Genomic DNA, 13,782 nt, shown 5'->3' on the forward strand with positions numbered 1-13,782 from the left:
GCTGTCTGGCGGACGAAGGGCGAATAGCGCCGCAGCGACCGAATTCAGGTACCCGGCTGCAGATGCCGGGCTGTCAGCCGGGGCACACCGTGCGCGAGAACACCGCCGACGGTGAAGAAAGAACCAAAGACGACGATTCTATCAGCCGGGTCTGCCGCCGCCGTGGCCGCGGAGAGGGCCGCCATGGGGTCGGCGTGCAGGGAGGCACTGGCGTCCGTGCGGCGGTTCAGCGCCGTCCACATGCGCATCAGGTCCGCGGCCCGCGCGGCGCGCGGCGTGGGCAAGTCCGTAAAGTACCAGCGATCCACCAGGGGGCCCAGGCGTTCGAAGATGGGCGCCAAGTCCTTGTCTGCCATGGCGCCGAAGACGGCATGCGTGACCGGAAAGAAGCCCATCGCGTCCAGGTTCTCGGCCAAGGCCGCCGCCGAATGCGGGTTGTGGGCCACGTCCAGCACCAGCGCCGGCTGGCCGGGCACGATCTGGAAGCGGCCCGGCAGCTCGACGGTGGCAAAGCCCTGGCGGATGGCCTGGGCCGACACCGGCAGCCGCGGGCGCAGGGCCTCCAGCGCCGCCAGCACGCCCGCCGCATTGATCAGTTGGTTGGCGCCGCGCAACGCCGGATAGGCCAGGCCCGCATAGCGGCGCCCACGGCCCGACCAGGCCCACTGCTGCTTGTCGCCGCTGACGGTGAAATCGCGGCCGGAGAGCCACAGGTCGGCGCCCAGGTCCTCGGCGCGGGCCACCACGCTGCGCGGCGGCATCGGATCGCTCACGATGGCGGGCCGGCCCGCGCGCAGGATGCCGGCTTTTTCCGTGCCGATGCTTTCACGGTCGGTGCCGAGGAATTCGATGTGGTCGATGTCCACGCTGGTGATCACGGCGCAGTCGGCATCGATGATGTTGACGGCGTCGAGCCGGCCGCCCAGGCCGACCTCGAGGATCGCGGCATCGAGGCCCGAGGCTGCCATGCACGACAGGATGGCGAGGGTGGTGAACTCGAAATACGTCAGCGCAACGGCTTCGCCGCCGGCCGTGCGCGCGGTCTCGACGGCGTCGAAATGCGGCAGCAGCGCCTCGCCCTCGACCGATTGCCCGCCGATGCGCAGGCGCTCCTCGAAATGGACCAGGTGCGGCGAGGTGTAGACGCCGGTGCGGTAGCCGGCCTGGGCCAGGATGGCCTCCAGCATGGCGCAGGTGGATCCCTTGCCGTTGGTGCCGGCCACGGTGATGACAGGGCAGGTCAGCGCGAGGCCCATGCGCCGTGCCACGGCCTGGACCCGGTCCAGCCCGAGGGCGATGTTCTTGGCATGCAGTTGCTCGGCGTAGGCGAGCCAGTCGGCGAGGGTCTTCATAGGAGGGCGGCATTGTCGCCGAGCCCTCTGACGCGCTCCCCGGCCCCGAACCAATGACCGGCCAAGCGACGGGAGATGCCCCGGGACGGCGCTCGCCGCGCCGCGGCAGGGGGCGCGCCGCGCGCCACGGGCCGCCAACGGCTGAGGCATCATCGCGCCCCATGATCGACGTCTACGGCATCCCCAACTGCGACACCGTCAAGCGCGCCCGCACCTGGCTCGACAGCCAGGGCCAGGCCTACACCTTCCACGACTTCAAGAAGCAGGGCGTGCCCGAGACGGCCCTCGCCCGCTGGCTGGCGGCCCTCGGCTGGGAGCCGCTGGTCAACCGCCGCGGCACCACCTGGCGGCAACTGGACGAAAGCGCGCGCCAGGCGGTGGTCGACGCCGATTCGGCCGCCGCCGCCCTGCGCGCCAACCCCAGTCTGGTGAAGCGCCCGGTCGTCGAATGGCCGGGTGGCGCGGTTACCGTTGGTTTCGATGCCGACACCTGGAAGGCCCGCATCGGCCATTGAGGGATTGAACCCGCCGCAACGGGTGGCGTCCAATCGAGGTTGCGGCGCGTCCGCCGCCTCTCACACGCAGGAGATGTCCATGACCTTCCCCCGTCCATCGCTCGGCGCTCTGGCCTTGGCCGTGCTCGGCAGCCTCGCCGCCCCGACCTTCGCCCAGAGCCAACCCCAGTACGCCGAGGGCCGCGTGCTCTCGAGCACCCCGGTCGTCGAGAACGGCCGCACCAGCTACAGCGTGCGCTACGAGTACAACGGCCGCACCTACACCACCCGCACCGACACGCCGCCCGGCCAGACCATCGGCCTGCAGGTGAGCGACCTGGGCGTCAGCACCTACCCGGTGACGCCGCAGCCGAGCATGCAGACGGGCCAGGTTCCGCCTCCTGCCGGCAACACCTACGCCACCCGCGCCCCTTGGGAGCAGGTGGCCCCGGAGCCCGGGGTCGTGGTGTCGAATGCACCGATGCCCGTTGCCGCGCCCCAGGCCGTCGTGGCGCCCGGCTATCCCGTCTACACGACCACGTACCCGGCGCCCGTCTATTACCCCGCCCCGGTGGCTGCGCCGGTCTATGCCTACCCGTCGCCTTATGTTTACCCGCCGGTGGGCCTGTCGCTCAACTTCGGCTACTCGCGCGGCTGGCACCGGCGCTGGTGAGCGAGCCCGGCAGGGCTGCGCCGGTGCGCGACCGACCGGCCCCTAGAATCCGCGGCCCTGTTCCATCCTCCTCATCGCTGCAGTCCATGAGCATCCAGAAGACCCTCGACGGCGTGTCCGTCGCCACCTCGGCCAATGTGTATTTCGACGGCAAGTGCGTCTCGCACGGCGTGACGCTGGCCGATGGCCGCAAGTGCACCGTCGGGGTGATCCTGCCGTCTTCGCTGACCTTCAGCACCGGCGCGCCCGAGATCATGGAATGCACCGCCGGCAGCTGCGAATACCGCCTCGACGGCGAAAGCGACTGGAAGCGCTCCGCCGCCGGCGAGAAATTCAGCATCCCCGGCAACGCCAAGTTCGAGATCCGCGTGAGCGGCGAACCCTACAGCTACATCTGCCATTTCGGCTGAACGCGCGTTCAGACGACGACCGGCTCCGGCTCCAGCCGGATGCCGAAGCGCTCGTAGACGCTGGTCTGGATGGCCTTGGCCAGCGTCATCACCTCGCCACCGGTGGCGGGGTGCGTGTTTCCCCCGCGGTTGACCAGCACCAGCGCCTGCTTTTCGTAGACGCCGGCATTGCCCACCGACTTGCCCTTCCAGCCGCACGCGTCGATCAGCCAGCCCGCCGCCAGCTTCACCGTGCCGTCGGGCATGGGGTAGTGAACGATGCGCGGCTCGCGGGCGATGATGTCCGCGCACTGCTCCGGCGTGACCGTCGGGTTCTTGAAGAAGCTCCCGGCATTGCCCAGCACGCGCCAGTCCGGCAGCTTGGCCTGACGGATGGCGCAGACCCAGTTGAAGACCTGCATGGGCGTGGGCTCGTCGATGCCGCTCTCGGCCGCCTTGCGCGCCAGGTCCAGATAACCCAGCTCCGGCTTCCAGGGCCGCGGCAGGCGCAGCCGCACCCGTGTGATGAACGCGCGGCCGGCCAGGCCGAAGTCGTTGGGGCCGCTCCCCGGCGGATGCTTGAACACCGAATCGCGGTAGCCGAAGGCGCACTGGGCCGCGTCGAGGGTGAAGCGGCGGCCAGTTTCCAGGTCGATGCCGTCGAGCGACTCGAAGCGGTCCTGCAGTTCGACGCCGTAGGCGCCGATGTTCTGCACCGGGGCGCCGCCCACGGTGCCCGGGATCATGGCCATGTTCTCCAGGCCCGGGCAGCCCTGCTCCAGCGTCCAGCGCACCGTGTCGTGCCACAGCTCGCCGGCGCCGATCTCGACGATGCAGCCCTTCGGCGTGTCTTCGACCACGCGGCGACCGGGGATCTCGACCTTGAGCACCAGTGGCTTGACGTCGCCGGTGATGACGATGTTGCTGCCGCCACCGAGGACGAACTTGGGCATCTCGCGCCAGTCCTCGCGGGCCAGCACCTCGGCGATGTCGTCCTCGCTGCGGATGCGGACGAGTTGCTGCGCGCGGGCGACGATGCCGAAGCTGTTGTGGGGTTGAAGGGGGACGTTGCGCTCGGCGATCATGGGAGAATTTTCGCATCTGCTGCCTCAGGGCTTCGTCCGCGGGCGGCGCCCTCTTCCGTCCCGGCGCAGGCGCCCGGGCGCGACACCTTCAGGAGAACACCCCATGCCGTCTTTCGACACCGTCTGCGAACCCAACATGGTCGAGGTGCGCAACGCCATCGACACCGCGTCCAAGGAAATCGCCACCCGCTTCGACTTCAAGGGCACGCCGGCCTCGGTCGAGCTCAAGGACAAGGAAATCATCCTGATCGGCAATGCCGACTTCCAGCTGGCGCAGATCGAGGACATCGTGCGCGGCAAGCTCACCAAGCGCAACGTGGACGTGCGCTTTCTGGACAAGGGCGACGTGCAGAAGATCGGCGGCGACAAGGTCAAGCAGGTCTTCAAGGTCAAGAGCGGCGTCGACTCGGACACGGGCAAGAAGATCCAGCGCCTGCTCAAGGACAGCAAGCTCAAGGTGCAGGCGGCCATCCAGGGCGATGCCGTGCGCGTGACCGGCGCCAAACGGGACGACCTGCAGGCGGCGATGGCGCTGATCCGCAAGGATGTGGCCGATCTGCCGGTCTCTTTCGACAACTTCAGAGATTGATCTTTTGAACCCCCCATGCCGCTTCGCGGCTCCGGGCGGCCGCCAGAGGCGGCTGCTCTTCGGGCACGTCCAAGCCTGCGCAGGCAGGCTTGGAGCCGCGACCCTCAGCCCCTCTCTTGCGCCTTCGGCTTGGAGGGGGGCGCACCCCGCGGCCTGGCAAAGCAAATTCCGCGGGTGCACTGGCATGGCCTGCTCCGCGGCCTTCGGCACAGGGAGCGATGCTGTGCCGTCGGCGGTGTCGATGCGTTGCGGCGGATCGCGGCGATGAAACGGACACGCGCACACATCCTCGCCGCATTGCTGGCAGCGGGTTTTGCGGTCGCCACGCAAGCGCAGGCTCAGACCCAATCGATCACGCTGACCGGCACCATCGGCAGCCGCGCGATCCTGATCGTGGGCGGGGGCGCGCCCCGGACGCTGGCGCCCGGAGAGAGCCTGCAGGGCGTGCGGCTGGTGAGCGTGCAGGACGGCGAGGCCGTGGTGGAGTCCGGCGGCAAGCGGCTCACGCTGCGCATGGGCGCGCCGGTGAGCGTCGGCGGCTCTGGCGGCGGCGGCGGCGGCAGCAGCCGCATCGTGCTGACGGCGGACAGCCGCGGTCACTTCGTGACGGCCGGCGGGATCAACGGCCGACCGGTGACCTTCATGCTGGACACGGGCGCCACCGCGGTGGCCCTGTCCATGGCCGACGCGCAACGCATCGGCCTCGATCCCACACGCGGGCAGCCGGTGACCATGAACACGGCCAACGGCACGGCGCCGGGCTGGCGGATCAAGCTGGATTCGGTGAAGGTGGGCGACGTGACGGTGTACGACGTCGATGCCGTCGTCTCGCCACAAGCCATGCCCTATGTGCTGCTGGGCAACAGCTTCATCAACCGCTTCTCGATGCGGCGCGACGCCGACCAGATGGTGCTGGAACGGCGCTACTGACTCGCCCGGACCGCTGGCGACGGGCGCGTATCAGAGTTTGGCGACGATGAGCTGACCGAAGAACTGCAGCATCAGGATGGTCATCGTGGCCGCCGTCGCGAAGGCCCACAGCCAGTTCATCTCGGCCCGCAGCACCAGGCGTGCGCGGGCGTCGAACCGTCCTGCGTCCCGCCGGCGCCGCTGGCGGTGGGTCAGCGCGACGGCCAGCAGCCCGAAGACGACCAGGGGCAGGTAGCCGAAGAGCAACATCGGCAGTTGCCGCCGGGTGGCCGTGCCCGAGCCCAGCCGCCAGACCAGCCGCACCAGCTCGACCTGGTGTTCATAGGGCATGAAGCCGTACAGCAAGCCGGCAAGCGTGAGCACGTAGAGCAGCGCATGCCGCGCGCGCAACGTCCACGGCCAGGACACAGGCGGCGCCGGGGGCGTGGATCGAGGACCGGGCGGCGGCACCCGATCGCCCGGCCGCCATTCACCGCGAGCCACGGCGCGTTCCTGGTTCCAGAGCAGCCGGTACATCATGCGCTGGATCAGGAAGAGCATGACCACGGCGATGAAGGGCACCAACACGTACAGCAGCGCCACCGCCCCGGCATTGCGGTCCGTCGAACCGCGCCACAGCGCCACTCCGATCCACGAGGCGAACAGCCCGCTGAAGAACACGACGAAGATCACCGCGCCTACCATAGCGCGGCGCAGCGGGCGGCCTTCCATCCAGACCCACAGGCGATCGATGAACCGGGGTGGGCCGACCGTGAGTGCCTCGTCGTCCGGGCTGCTGCCGTGCATCGCGGTCCGAAGTCGCGTCGTGCTCGAAGCGCTCGCGCGCCGTCGCGCCGTCGCGCCGTCGCGGTCAGGCCAGCGCGGCCGTGACGACTATCTCGATCTTGTAGGCCGCATTGGCCAGCGCCGCCTGCACGGTGGCGCGCGGCGGAGTGTGGCCCGCGGGCACCCAGGCATCCCACACCTCGTTCATCGCCCCGATCTCGCTGATGTCGGTCAGAAAGATCTGCGTCATCAGGATGCGCGTCTTGTCGCTGCCGGCTTCGGCCAGCAGGCGGTCGACCATCGCCAGCACCTGGGCCGTCTGGCCGCGGATGTCCTGCGTGGTGTCGTCCGGCACCTGGCCAGCCAGATAGACGGTGCCGTTGTGGATGGCCATCTCCGACAGGCGGGGGCCGACGTGGAAGCGCTTGAGTTCTGCCATGGGGAAATCCTGATCAGGAGGAAGGAGTCTTGGCCTTGGCCTTCGCCTTGGCGCCGAGCCGCGATTCGGTGCCGGCCAGAAGCCGGCGGATGTTCTCGCGATGGCGCCACACCAGCAGCAGACCCATGACCACGATGGCCGCCAGCACGCCGCGGTACAGGGGCCAGGCGATGCCGCCGCCCAGCAGGTAGTAGGCCGGCGCGAAGAAGGCGGCCACTAGCGCGGCCAGCGAGGAATAGCGGAAGAAGAAGGCAATGATGATCCAGGTCAGCCCCGTCGCCAAGCCCAGCATCCAGTCGATGCCCAGCAGCACGCCAGCGGCCGTGGCCACGCCCTTGCCACCCTTGAAGCCGAAGAACACCGGGTACAGGTGGCCCAGGAAGGCGGCCAGCCCGGCGAGTGCCGCCACGTTCTCGTCCAGCCCGTAGGCCGCGCCGAAGCGCCGCACCAGGAACACCGGCAGCCAGCCCTTGGCAGCATCCAGCAGCAGCGTGGCCAGGGCCGCGCCCTTGCGGCCGGAGCGCAGCACGTTGGTGGCGCCCGGGTTGCCGCTGCCGTAGCTGCGCGGATCGTCCATGCCCATCAGGCGGCTGACGATCACGGCAAAGGACAGTGAGCCGATCAGATAGGCGGCAACGACGACGAGGATGGAGGACAGAGGCAGGCTCATGGAAGGACCTTCGCCGGCCGCTCAAGCGCGGCCGTTGGGCGCCGCGCATGAGGCGGCGTCTTGGCATTCGGGAATCGTGGGATACGTGGTCGGGACGGCCTGGTTCGGGCCGCGCCTCATTCTGCCAGCGCGCATTGCACCGGCTTGGCACCGAGCAGTTGCACGCACACCTGCGGATCGATGCCGACCAGGTAGCCGCGCCGCCCGCCGTTGATGCAGATGCGCGGCAGGTCGAGGATGGTCGACTCGATGTAGACCGGCATCTCCCGCCGCGTGCCGAAGGGCGAGGTGCCGCCCACCTGATAGCCGCTGTGGCGCTGGGCCACCTCGGGCTTGCACGGCTCCACCGACTTGGCGCCGATCTGCCGCGCGAGGTTCTTGGTCGACACGGTGCGGTTGCCGTGCATCAGCACGATGAGCGGTTTGGCGTCCTGATCCTGCATCACCAGCGTCTTGACCACCGTGAACGGGTCGAAACCCAGCACCGCCGCGCTGTGCTGCGCGCCGCCGTGTTCCAGGTATTCGTACGGATGCTCAGTGAAGGCCACCTTGGCCGCGCGCAGCACGGCCGTGGCCGGGGTCTCGGAAACGTGGGCCTTGTCCTTCTTGGCCATGTCAGTTCGCGGGGTCGCGCAGCTCCCAGCGGATCTTGTCGATCTCGGCCAGCAGCTCGGGCGACAGCGTCGTGCCCCAGGCGTCCAGGTCCTCATCCAACTGGGCCTTGGTGGTGACGCCGATGATGGTGCTGGCCACCTGCCACTTGGTGTAGCAGAAGGCCAGGGCCAGGCGCGCGGGCGTCATGCCGTAGTCGCGCGCAAGCTGGTTGTAGCGGCGCGCGGCGACCAGCGCCTCGGGCCGGCCCCAGCGCTGCTTGCGCACCGATTCGTAGCGGGCGATGCGGCCGCTCTTGGGCGCATCCGGGCCTTCGGTGCCGCTGGCGTCGTACTTGCCGGTCAGCAGGCCGAAGCCCAGCGGCGAATAGGCCAGCAGCGAGACGTCCAGCCGGTGCATGGTCTCGTCCAGGCCGTTCTCCAGCGCGCGGCTGAGGAGGCAGTAGACGTTCTGCACCGTGGCCACGCGCGGCAGGTTGTGCTGTTCGGCCAGTCGCACAAACTCGTGCACGCCATAGGGCGTCTCGTTGGACAGGCCGATGTAGCGCACCTTGCCCGCCTTCACCAGTCCGGCCAGCGCTTCGAGCTGCTCGTGGATCGAGGTCTGCGTGCGCTCCTTGGTGGGGTCGTAGTACATGGTGCCGAAGGCGGGCACGTTGCGCTCGGGCCAATGGATCTGGTAGAGGTCGATGACGTCCGTTTGCAAACGGCGCAGGCTGCCCTCGCAGGAGGCCACGATGTCGGCAGCCGTCATGCCGCCCCCTTCACGCACCCAGGGCATGCCGCGCGAGGGGCCGGCCACCTTGGTGGCCAGCGTGAGCTTCTGGCGCAGGCCCGGGTTCCTGGCGAACCAGTGGCCGAGGATGGTCTCGGTGGCGCCGTAGGTTTCCTTGCGGGCGGGCACCGCGTACATCTCGGCCGTGTCCAGAAAATCGACGCCGCGGGCCACCGCATGGTCGAGGATGTCGTGCGCGGTGGGCTCGTCCACCTGTTCGCCGAAGGTCATGGTGCCCAGGCAGATGGGCGTGACGTGCAGATCGCTGCGACCGAGCTGGATGCGTTGCATGGCGGGAAAGAGCTGAAGCGGAAAAGCCCGGCACTGTAGCGCGACGGGTGCGGCCTTGCAGGCGCGCGCGCAGTGCCCCGCCCGGGCCGGCACCCCAAACCGGCGCCGATGTGGCCGCCGCCTACCCCGTCTGCGCGTTCAACTGTTCCTTGGCCTGCGCCACCGCCATCTCGCGCGGCAGGGCCACGCCGTTCTTCACGGCCAGGATCTCGGCCATCACGCTCACTGCGATCTCGGGCGGCGTCTTGCTGCCGATGTACAGGCCGATGGGGCCGCGCAGGCGGGCGAGCGACTCGGGCGTCTGGTCGAAGTGCTCGATCATCCGTTCGCGCCGGGCCTGGGCGTTGCGGCGCGAGCCGATGGCGCCGACGTAGAAGGCGTCGGTCTCCAGCGCTGCCAGCAGCGCCAGGTCGTCGAGCTTGGGGTCGTGCGTGAGGGCGACGACGCAGCTGCGCCGGTCGGGCCGGAAGGCGGCGACGGCGTCATCGGGCATCTCGGTAGACAGGCGTACGTTGGGCAGCGACCAGGCGCCGCGGTATTCCTCGCGCGGATCGCACAGCGTGACGGCGAAACCGCTGAAGCTGGCCATGGTCGCCAGGTACTCGGCGAGCTGGCCGGCGCCGATCAGCAGCATGCGGTACTCGGGGCCGAAGGTGTTGACCAGCCGGGCGTCGTCGATGGTCAGCTCGGCAGGGGCGTGCGCCGCTTCGAGCATGACGGCGCCATCGCTCAGGTGCACGATGCGCTGCGTGAGCTGGCCGCCTTCCAGGCGTTGGACCAGCTCGGCCAGTTGGCCCGCGTCGGGGTCGAACTCCAGCACCAGCTCCAGCGTGCCACCGCAGGGCAGGCCGAAGCGGTGCGCCTCGTCCGCGGTGATGCCGTACTTGACACGCGCCGGTGCGCCCGTCGGCATGGCCTGCTGGCCCACGCGGCTGTGGCGGGCGATCAGGTCGTCCTCGATGCAGCCGCCGGAAACGGAGCCAACCACCGCGCCGTCTTCCGCCAGCGCCATGATGGAGCCCACCGGCCGCGGCGACGAGCCCCAGGTGCGCACCACCGTCGCCAGCAGCGCCCGGCGGCCGGCCTGGCGCCAGTCGCGCAGCTGGCGCAGCACCATCACATCGAGGTTTTCCATCGTGTTCAGCCCTCCTCGGGCTTGTCTTTCTTGCCGAAGCCCATCTTCTGCATGAGACCGGCGACGGCGCCGGTCTTGGGCTCTTCTGCCGGCTCGGCAGCGTTGGGGGGCACGCCGTGCACGCGCTGCATCTCGGCATCGAAGCGCTTGAAAAAGTCGTCCGCCATGGACTTGGCCGCGCCGTCGATCAGGCGCTGGCCCAGTTGCGCGATCTTGCCGCCCACCTGTGCCTGCACGGTGTAGCTGAGCGTGCAGCCGGTGTCGGTGGGCGCCAGCGAGACCGAGGACGCGCCCTTGCCGAAGCCGGCCACGCCGCCCTGCCCTTCGAAGCTGAGGCGGTAGCTTTCGGGCGGCTGGATGTCGCTGAGCGTGACCTTGCCCGCGAACTTGGCCGACACCGGGCCCACCTTCACGGCCATGGTGACGGTGTACTGGCCTTCGCCCGTGGCCTCGAACTTGTCACAACCGGGCAGGCAGCGCTTGAGCGTCTCGGGGTCGTTGAGGGCCTCCCAGGCCTGTTGCTGGGTCACGCCCAGGGGGCGGCTGCCTTGCATGTCCATGTGGGTCTCCTGAAATGAATGAAGGTGAGGGATTCAGCGCAGTCGGCGCAGCAGCGCGGCCAGACTGTCGGCCAGTTCGTCCAGCGCCTGCAGGTTGTGCACGGCCAGCATGGCATCGGCGTGGCGGTCGAGCAGTGCGGCGCCGCGCGCCAGCGGCGCATAGCCGGCGAAGCGCAGAAGGGGATTGAGCCACAGCAGCGCGCCCGTGTGGCGACGCAGCCATTCCAACTGGGCATCCAGCTCGGCCGGCTCGCCGGTGTCCAGCCCGTCGCTGATCAGCAGCACCAGCGTGCGCCGGCCGACCAGGCGACGCGCATGCTGCCGGCGCAACTGAGCCAGGGCCTCGCCCAGGCGCGTGCCGCCGGCGAAGTCGGCGATGGCACGGCCGGCCTCGGCCAGCATGATGTCGGTGTCGGCATGGCGAAAGGCGGGCGTGAGGTCGGTCAGCCCAGTGCCGAAGGCGAAGACGTCGCGCCGCGCGCCCTCGCCCACCAGCGGCCGCGTGGCCGCATGCAGGTAGGCCAGCAGCAGTCGCGCATAGCGCTCCATGGAGCCGGAGACATCGACCAGCACCAGCAGCGGCCGGGGCCGTGCGCGCCTGACCTGCCGCGGCAGGCGGGGGATCTCGCCGCCGTGCCGCGCGGCCTGGCGCCACACGCCGGGCCAGTGGATGCGGGCCGACGCACCGGCCTGCGCCACCGGCCGCAGCCGGCGCGATGCATAGGAGGGCACGGGCAGCGCCTTCTCGCGCGCCAAGCGCTCGACCAAGAGGTACTCGGCAGCGCCCAGGCTGTTGAAATCCGCATGCTGCAGGCGCTCGCGCGTGCCGGCACTCATGGCGGCGTCGAGCTGCAGTTCCTCGTCCTGGGGGGCGGGCTTGAGCCTGGTCGGCGCGGCGAGGGCCTCGCGCACGCGGTTGCGGCGCTGCACCGGCTCGGCCCGGCCCTCGGCGTTGGGCAGCATGCGCGCCAGCATCTTCTGGGCGAGGGCCGGGTCCTGGAACCAGGCGTCGAAGAGTTCCCGGAAAACCAGCCGGTCCTGCTCGCGGCTGACCAGCACCGATTCCAGCGCCGCCTGAAGGTCGGCCCGTTGCTCGATGCCCACCAGCAGCGCCGCCTCCAGCCCCAGCGCGATGCGCGAAGGATCGATGCGCACACCGGCCCGCCGCAGCGCCCGGCCGAAGCCCGCCAGGTGACCGGCCAGCTTGCCGCGTCGCGCGTCGCCGAGTTGCTGGATGCCTTGCATGGCCACAGCACCCTCGTCAGGCGGCTTCCGGCGCGAGCAGATCGGTGGCCAGCTGGTGGTTCAGTGCCGCCACGTCGTCGCGCTGCTTGAACAGGATGCCGGCGGTGTCGACCACCACCTCGGGGTCGAGCACCACGGTGTCCAGCGCCACCAGCGCGCGCGCCCATTCCACGCTCTCGGCGATGCCGGGCGCGCGCTGGAAGGCATTGGCGAAGGGTTGGGCACGCACGCGTTGCACGAAGTCCGCCACCTGGGCCGACAGCGCCTCGCCGGCCTGCGGCACCTGGGCGCGAACGATGGCCAGCTCGCGTTCGCGCTCCGGGTAGTCCAGCCAGTGGTAGAGGCAGCGACGCTTGACCGCGTCGTTCAGGTCGCGGGTGCGGTTGCTGGTGAGCAGGGTCACCGGCGGCACCGCGGCGCGCACCGTGCCCAGCTCGGGAATGCTCACCTGGTACTCGCCCAGGTATTCGAGCAGGAAGGCCTCGAAGGGCTCGTCGGCGCGGTCCACCTCGTCGACCAGCAGCACAGCGCCGGGGGCCGGCGCCTGCAGGGCCTGCAGCAGCGGGCGCTGGATCAGGTAGCGCGGCTGGTAGACCTCGGCCTCCGCGTCGCGTGCGCCCTCACCTCCCGCGGCGCCGCCGGCCTCGGAGGCGCGAAGGTGCAGGAGTTGTGCCGCGTAGTTCCATTCGTACAGCGCCTCGCGCTGCTCCAGACCGTCGTAACACTGCAGGCGCAGCAGCTGGCGGCCCAACAGGCCGGACAGCGCCTTCGCCAGCTCGGTCTTGCCCACGCCCGGCTCGCCCTCCAGCAGCAGCGGACGCTGCAGCTTCAGGGCAAGAAAGACGGCGGTCGCCAGCCGCCGGTCGGCCAGGTACCCGCGTGACGCCAGGCCCCGTTCCAGCGCGTCGATGGAGGAAAGGTCGGGCGCGGGCGCAGGGCGGTGGGCGTCGGTCATCGTGCCGAGCTTAGCGGCTCGCCTTGATCACCGCGCGCTGGGCCAGCACGCTGATCAGGTTGGCGCGGTAGGCCGCGGTGCCGTGCAGGTCGCTGTTGAGCTCGCTGGCGTCGATCTCCACACCGCCGGCCGCCTGGGCCGTGAAGGCCTGCGACAGCGCCTGCTCCAGGCCTGCATGGCGGAACACGCCATTGCCCGCGCCCGTGACGGCCACACGCACGCCGTCGTCGAAGCGGGCCACGAACACGCCCACCAGCGGGAAGTGCGAGGCCTTCTGGCGCAGCTTCTCGTAGGCCGCCTGTTTGGGCAGCGGGAAGCGGATCGCCTTGATCAGCTCGCCCTCCTCCAGCGACGTGGCGAACAGGCCCAGGAAGAAGTCGTCGGCCGCGATTTCACGCTGCGTGGTGACGATGGTCGCGCACGAGGCGAGCACGGCGCTGGGGTAGCAGGCGGCCGGGTCGTTGTTGGCTACCGAGCCGCCCAGCGTGCCCATGGCCCGCACCTGGCGGTCGCCGATGCGCGAGGCCAGGTCGGCCAGCGCGGGATAGGCTTCGCGCACCTGCGGATTGACCGCGACCTCGGCATGGCGCGTCATGGCGCCGATGACCAGCTCGCCGTTCTGCAGGCCAATGCCCGACAGCTCCTTGCAGCGGCCCAGGTCGACCAGCTGTTCGGGTGCCGAAAGGCGCAGCTTCATCGAAGCCAGCAGCGTCTGGCCACCGGCCAGCGGCTTGCCGCCCGCGGCTGCCAGGCGTTGCGCCTCGTCGAGTGCGGTGGGCTGTTCGAAGGTGAATGCGTACATGGAAAAGGCTCCTTCCTTCGAG

Annotated in this window: 17 protein-coding genes; 5 read left to right on the forward strand and 12 right to left on the reverse strand. The window is 69.9% G+C overall.

Going from position 1 to position 13,782, the window contains the following annotated elements; genetic code table 11:
* Positions 1–44: 44 nt before the first annotated feature.
* Positions 45–1,352 carry a bifunctional tetrahydrofolate synthase/dihydrofolate synthase gene (gene folC / locus KBC94_RS11885; RefSeq protein ID WP_294370227.1) on the reverse strand — a complete coding sequence of 436 codons (1,308 nt, stop codon included), beginning with the start codon at positions 1,350–1,352 and terminating at the stop codon, positions 45–47.
* Between the two features lie 161 nt (positions 1,353–1,513).
* On the opposite strand from folC, the gene KBC94_RS11890 reads away from it, so the two are divergent.
* The 3 genes from KBC94_RS11890 to KBC94_RS11900 all read left to right on the forward strand — a co-directional run bounded on the left by KBC94_RS11890 (position 1,514) and on the right by KBC94_RS11900 (position 2,929).
* A complete protein-coding gene (locus KBC94_RS11890) occupies positions 1,514–1,867 on the forward strand; it encodes an ArsC family reductase (RefSeq protein WP_294370230.1) in 354 nt (117 codons plus the stop codon).
* Between the two features lie 79 nt (positions 1,868–1,946).
* Positions 1,947–2,519: a hypothetical protein gene (locus KBC94_RS11895; protein ID WP_294370232.1), complete on the forward strand. Its 573-nt coding sequence runs from the start codon at positions 1,947–1,949 to the stop codon at positions 2,517–2,519.
* Positions 2,520–2,605: 86 nt separating this feature from the next.
* Positions 2,606–2,929: a pyrimidine/purine nucleoside phosphorylase gene (locus KBC94_RS11900; RefSeq protein ID WP_294370233.1), complete on the forward strand. Its 324-nt coding sequence runs from the start codon at positions 2,606–2,608 to the stop codon at positions 2,927–2,929.
* Between the two features lie 8 nt (positions 2,930–2,937).
* Here KBC94_RS11900 and murB read toward each other — a convergent pair whose 3' ends face one another.
* Positions 2,938–3,993, reverse strand: coding sequence for a UDP-N-acetylmuramate dehydrogenase (gene murB / locus KBC94_RS11905; RefSeq protein WP_294370236.1), 1,056 nt, complete (start codon positions 3,991–3,993; stop codon positions 2,938–2,940).
* A 103-nt stretch (positions 3,994–4,096) separates the two neighbouring features.
* Between murB and KBC94_RS11910 the strand changes: the two genes are divergently transcribed.
* A complete protein-coding gene (locus tag KBC94_RS11910) occupies positions 4,097–4,582 on the forward strand; it encodes a YajQ family cyclic di-GMP-binding protein (RefSeq protein ID WP_234194989.1) in 486 nt (161 codons plus the stop codon).
* A gap of 264 nt (positions 4,583–4,846) precedes the next feature.
* Positions 4,847–5,512: a TIGR02281 family clan AA aspartic protease gene (locus tag KBC94_RS11915; RefSeq protein WP_294370240.1), complete on the forward strand. Its 666-nt coding sequence runs from the start codon at positions 4,847–4,849 to the stop codon at positions 5,510–5,512.
* A gap of 30 nt (positions 5,513–5,542) precedes the next feature.
* On the opposite strand, the gene KBC94_RS11920 is transcribed toward KBC94_RS11915, so the two are convergent.
* From KBC94_RS11920 to KBC94_RS11965, 10 genes are all read right to left on the reverse strand, one after another.
* Positions 5,543–6,298 (reverse strand): hypothetical protein, encoded by a 756-nt coding sequence (locus KBC94_RS11920; protein ID WP_294370241.1) that lies wholly within the window; start codon positions 6,296–6,298, stop codon positions 5,543–5,545.
* A gap of 64 nt (positions 6,299–6,362) precedes the next feature.
* On the reverse strand, positions 6,363–6,716 hold the full coding sequence (locus KBC94_RS11925; RefSeq protein WP_114802493.1) for a RidA family protein: 354 nt from the start codon (positions 6,714–6,716) through the stop codon (positions 6,363–6,365).
* A 13-nt stretch (positions 6,717–6,729) separates the two neighbouring features.
* On the reverse strand, positions 6,730–7,386 hold the full coding sequence (gene plsY / locus KBC94_RS11930) for a glycerol-3-phosphate 1-O-acyltransferase PlsY (protein WP_294370246.1): 657 nt from the start codon (positions 7,384–7,386) through the stop codon (positions 6,730–6,732).
* A 116-nt stretch (positions 7,387–7,502) separates the two neighbouring features.
* A complete protein-coding gene (locus tag KBC94_RS11935; protein ID WP_294370248.1) occupies positions 7,503–8,000 on the reverse strand; it encodes an aminoacyl-tRNA deacylase in 498 nt (165 codons plus the stop codon).
* A 1-nt stretch (position 8,001) separates the two neighbouring features.
* Entirely contained in the window at positions 8,002–9,063 is a 1,062-nt protein-coding gene (locus tag KBC94_RS11940) for an aldo/keto reductase (protein ID WP_294370250.1), read from the reverse strand.
* A 121-nt stretch (positions 9,064–9,184) separates the two neighbouring features.
* On the reverse strand, positions 9,185–10,198 hold the full coding sequence (locus KBC94_RS11945) for an XdhC family protein (RefSeq protein ID WP_294370251.1): 1,014 nt from the start codon (positions 10,196–10,198) through the stop codon (positions 9,185–9,187).
* 5 nt (positions 10,199–10,203) lie between these two features.
* The gene (locus KBC94_RS11950) at positions 10,204–10,758 is read right to left on the reverse strand and encodes a CoxG family protein (protein ID WP_294370252.1); all 555 of its coding nucleotides are present in this window, start codon (positions 10,756–10,758) and stop codon (positions 10,204–10,206) included.
* A 33-nt stretch (positions 10,759–10,791) separates the two neighbouring features.
* Positions 10,792–12,003 (reverse strand): VWA domain-containing protein, encoded by a 1,212-nt coding sequence (locus KBC94_RS11955; protein ID WP_294370253.1) that lies wholly within the window; start codon positions 12,001–12,003, stop codon positions 10,792–10,794.
* Between the two features lie 16 nt (positions 12,004–12,019).
* Complete coding sequence (locus KBC94_RS11960; RefSeq protein WP_294370255.1) at positions 12,020–12,958, reverse strand: MoxR family ATPase; 939 nt, start codon at positions 12,956–12,958, stop codon at positions 12,020–12,022.
* 10 nt (positions 12,959–12,968) lie between these two features.
* The gene (locus KBC94_RS11965) at positions 12,969–13,760 is read right to left on the reverse strand and encodes a xanthine dehydrogenase family protein subunit M (RefSeq protein WP_294370257.1); all 792 of its coding nucleotides are present in this window, start codon (positions 13,758–13,760) and stop codon (positions 12,969–12,971) included.
* Positions 13,761–13,782: the final 22 nt, after the last annotated feature.

Source organism: Pseudacidovorax sp. (genome assembly GCF_017991995.1).
GTDB lineage: Bacteria > Pseudomonadota > Gammaproteobacteria > Burkholderiales > Burkholderiaceae_C > Xenophilus.

Bases quoted from the DNA above. Each gene is read 5' to 3' on its own strand.
- folC (WP_294370227.1), bottom strand. From the start codon at position 1,352: ATGAAGACCCTCGCCGACTGGCTCGCCTACGCCGAGCAACTGCATGCC.
- KBC94_RS11945 (WP_294370251.1), bottom strand. From the start codon at position 10,198: ATGGAAAACCTCGATGTGATGGTGCTGCGCCAGCTGCGCGACTGGCGC.
- KBC94_RS11935 (WP_294370248.1), bottom strand. From the start codon at position 8,000: ATGGCCAAGAAGGACAAGGCCCACGTTTCCGAGACCCCGGCCACGGCC.
- KBC94_RS11925 (WP_114802493.1), bottom strand. From the start codon at position 6,716: ATGGCAGAACTCAAGCGCTTCCACGTCGGCCCCCGCCTGTCGGAGATG.
- murB (WP_294370236.1), bottom strand. From the start codon at position 3,993: ATGATCGCCGAGCGCAACGTCCCCCTTCAACCCCACAACAGCTTCGGC.
- KBC94_RS11960 (WP_294370255.1), bottom strand. From the start codon at position 12,958: ATGACCGACGCCCACCGCCCTGCGCCCGCGCCCGACCTTTCCTCCATC.
- KBC94_RS11890 (WP_294370230.1), top strand. From the start codon at position 1,514: ATGATCGACGTCTACGGCATCCCCAACTGCGACACCGTCAAGCGCGCC.
- KBC94_RS11915 (WP_294370240.1), top strand. From the start codon at position 4,847: ATGAAACGGACACGCGCACACATCCTCGCCGCATTGCTGGCAGCGGGT.
- KBC94_RS11950 (WP_294370252.1), bottom strand. From the start codon at position 10,758: ATGGACATGCAAGGCAGCCGCCCCCTGGGCGTGACCCAGCAACAGGCC.
- KBC94_RS11910 (WP_234194989.1), top strand. From the start codon at position 4,097: ATGCCGTCTTTCGACACCGTCTGCGAACCCAACATGGTCGAGGTGCGC.
- plsY (WP_294370246.1), bottom strand. From the start codon at position 7,386: ATGAGCCTGCCTCTGTCCTCCATCCTCGTCGTCGTTGCCGCCTATCTG.
- KBC94_RS11965 (WP_294370257.1), bottom strand. From the start codon at position 13,760: ATGTACGCATTCACCTTCGAACAGCCCACCGCACTCGACGAGGCGCAA.
- KBC94_RS11900 (WP_294370233.1), top strand. From the start codon at position 2,606: ATGAGCATCCAGAAGACCCTCGACGGCGTGTCCGTCGCCACCTCGGCC.
- KBC94_RS11920 (WP_294370241.1), bottom strand. From the start codon at position 6,298: ATGCACGGCAGCAGCCCGGACGACGAGGCACTCACGGTCGGCCCACCC.
- KBC94_RS11940 (WP_294370250.1), bottom strand. From the start codon at position 9,063: ATGCAACGCATCCAGCTCGGTCGCAGCGATCTGCACGTCACGCCCATC.
- KBC94_RS11895 (WP_294370232.1), top strand. From the start codon at position 1,947: ATGACCTTCCCCCGTCCATCGCTCGGCGCTCTGGCCTTGGCCGTGCTC.
- KBC94_RS11955 (WP_294370253.1), bottom strand. From the start codon at position 12,003: ATGCAAGGCATCCAGCAACTCGGCGACGCGCGACGCGGCAAGCTGGCC.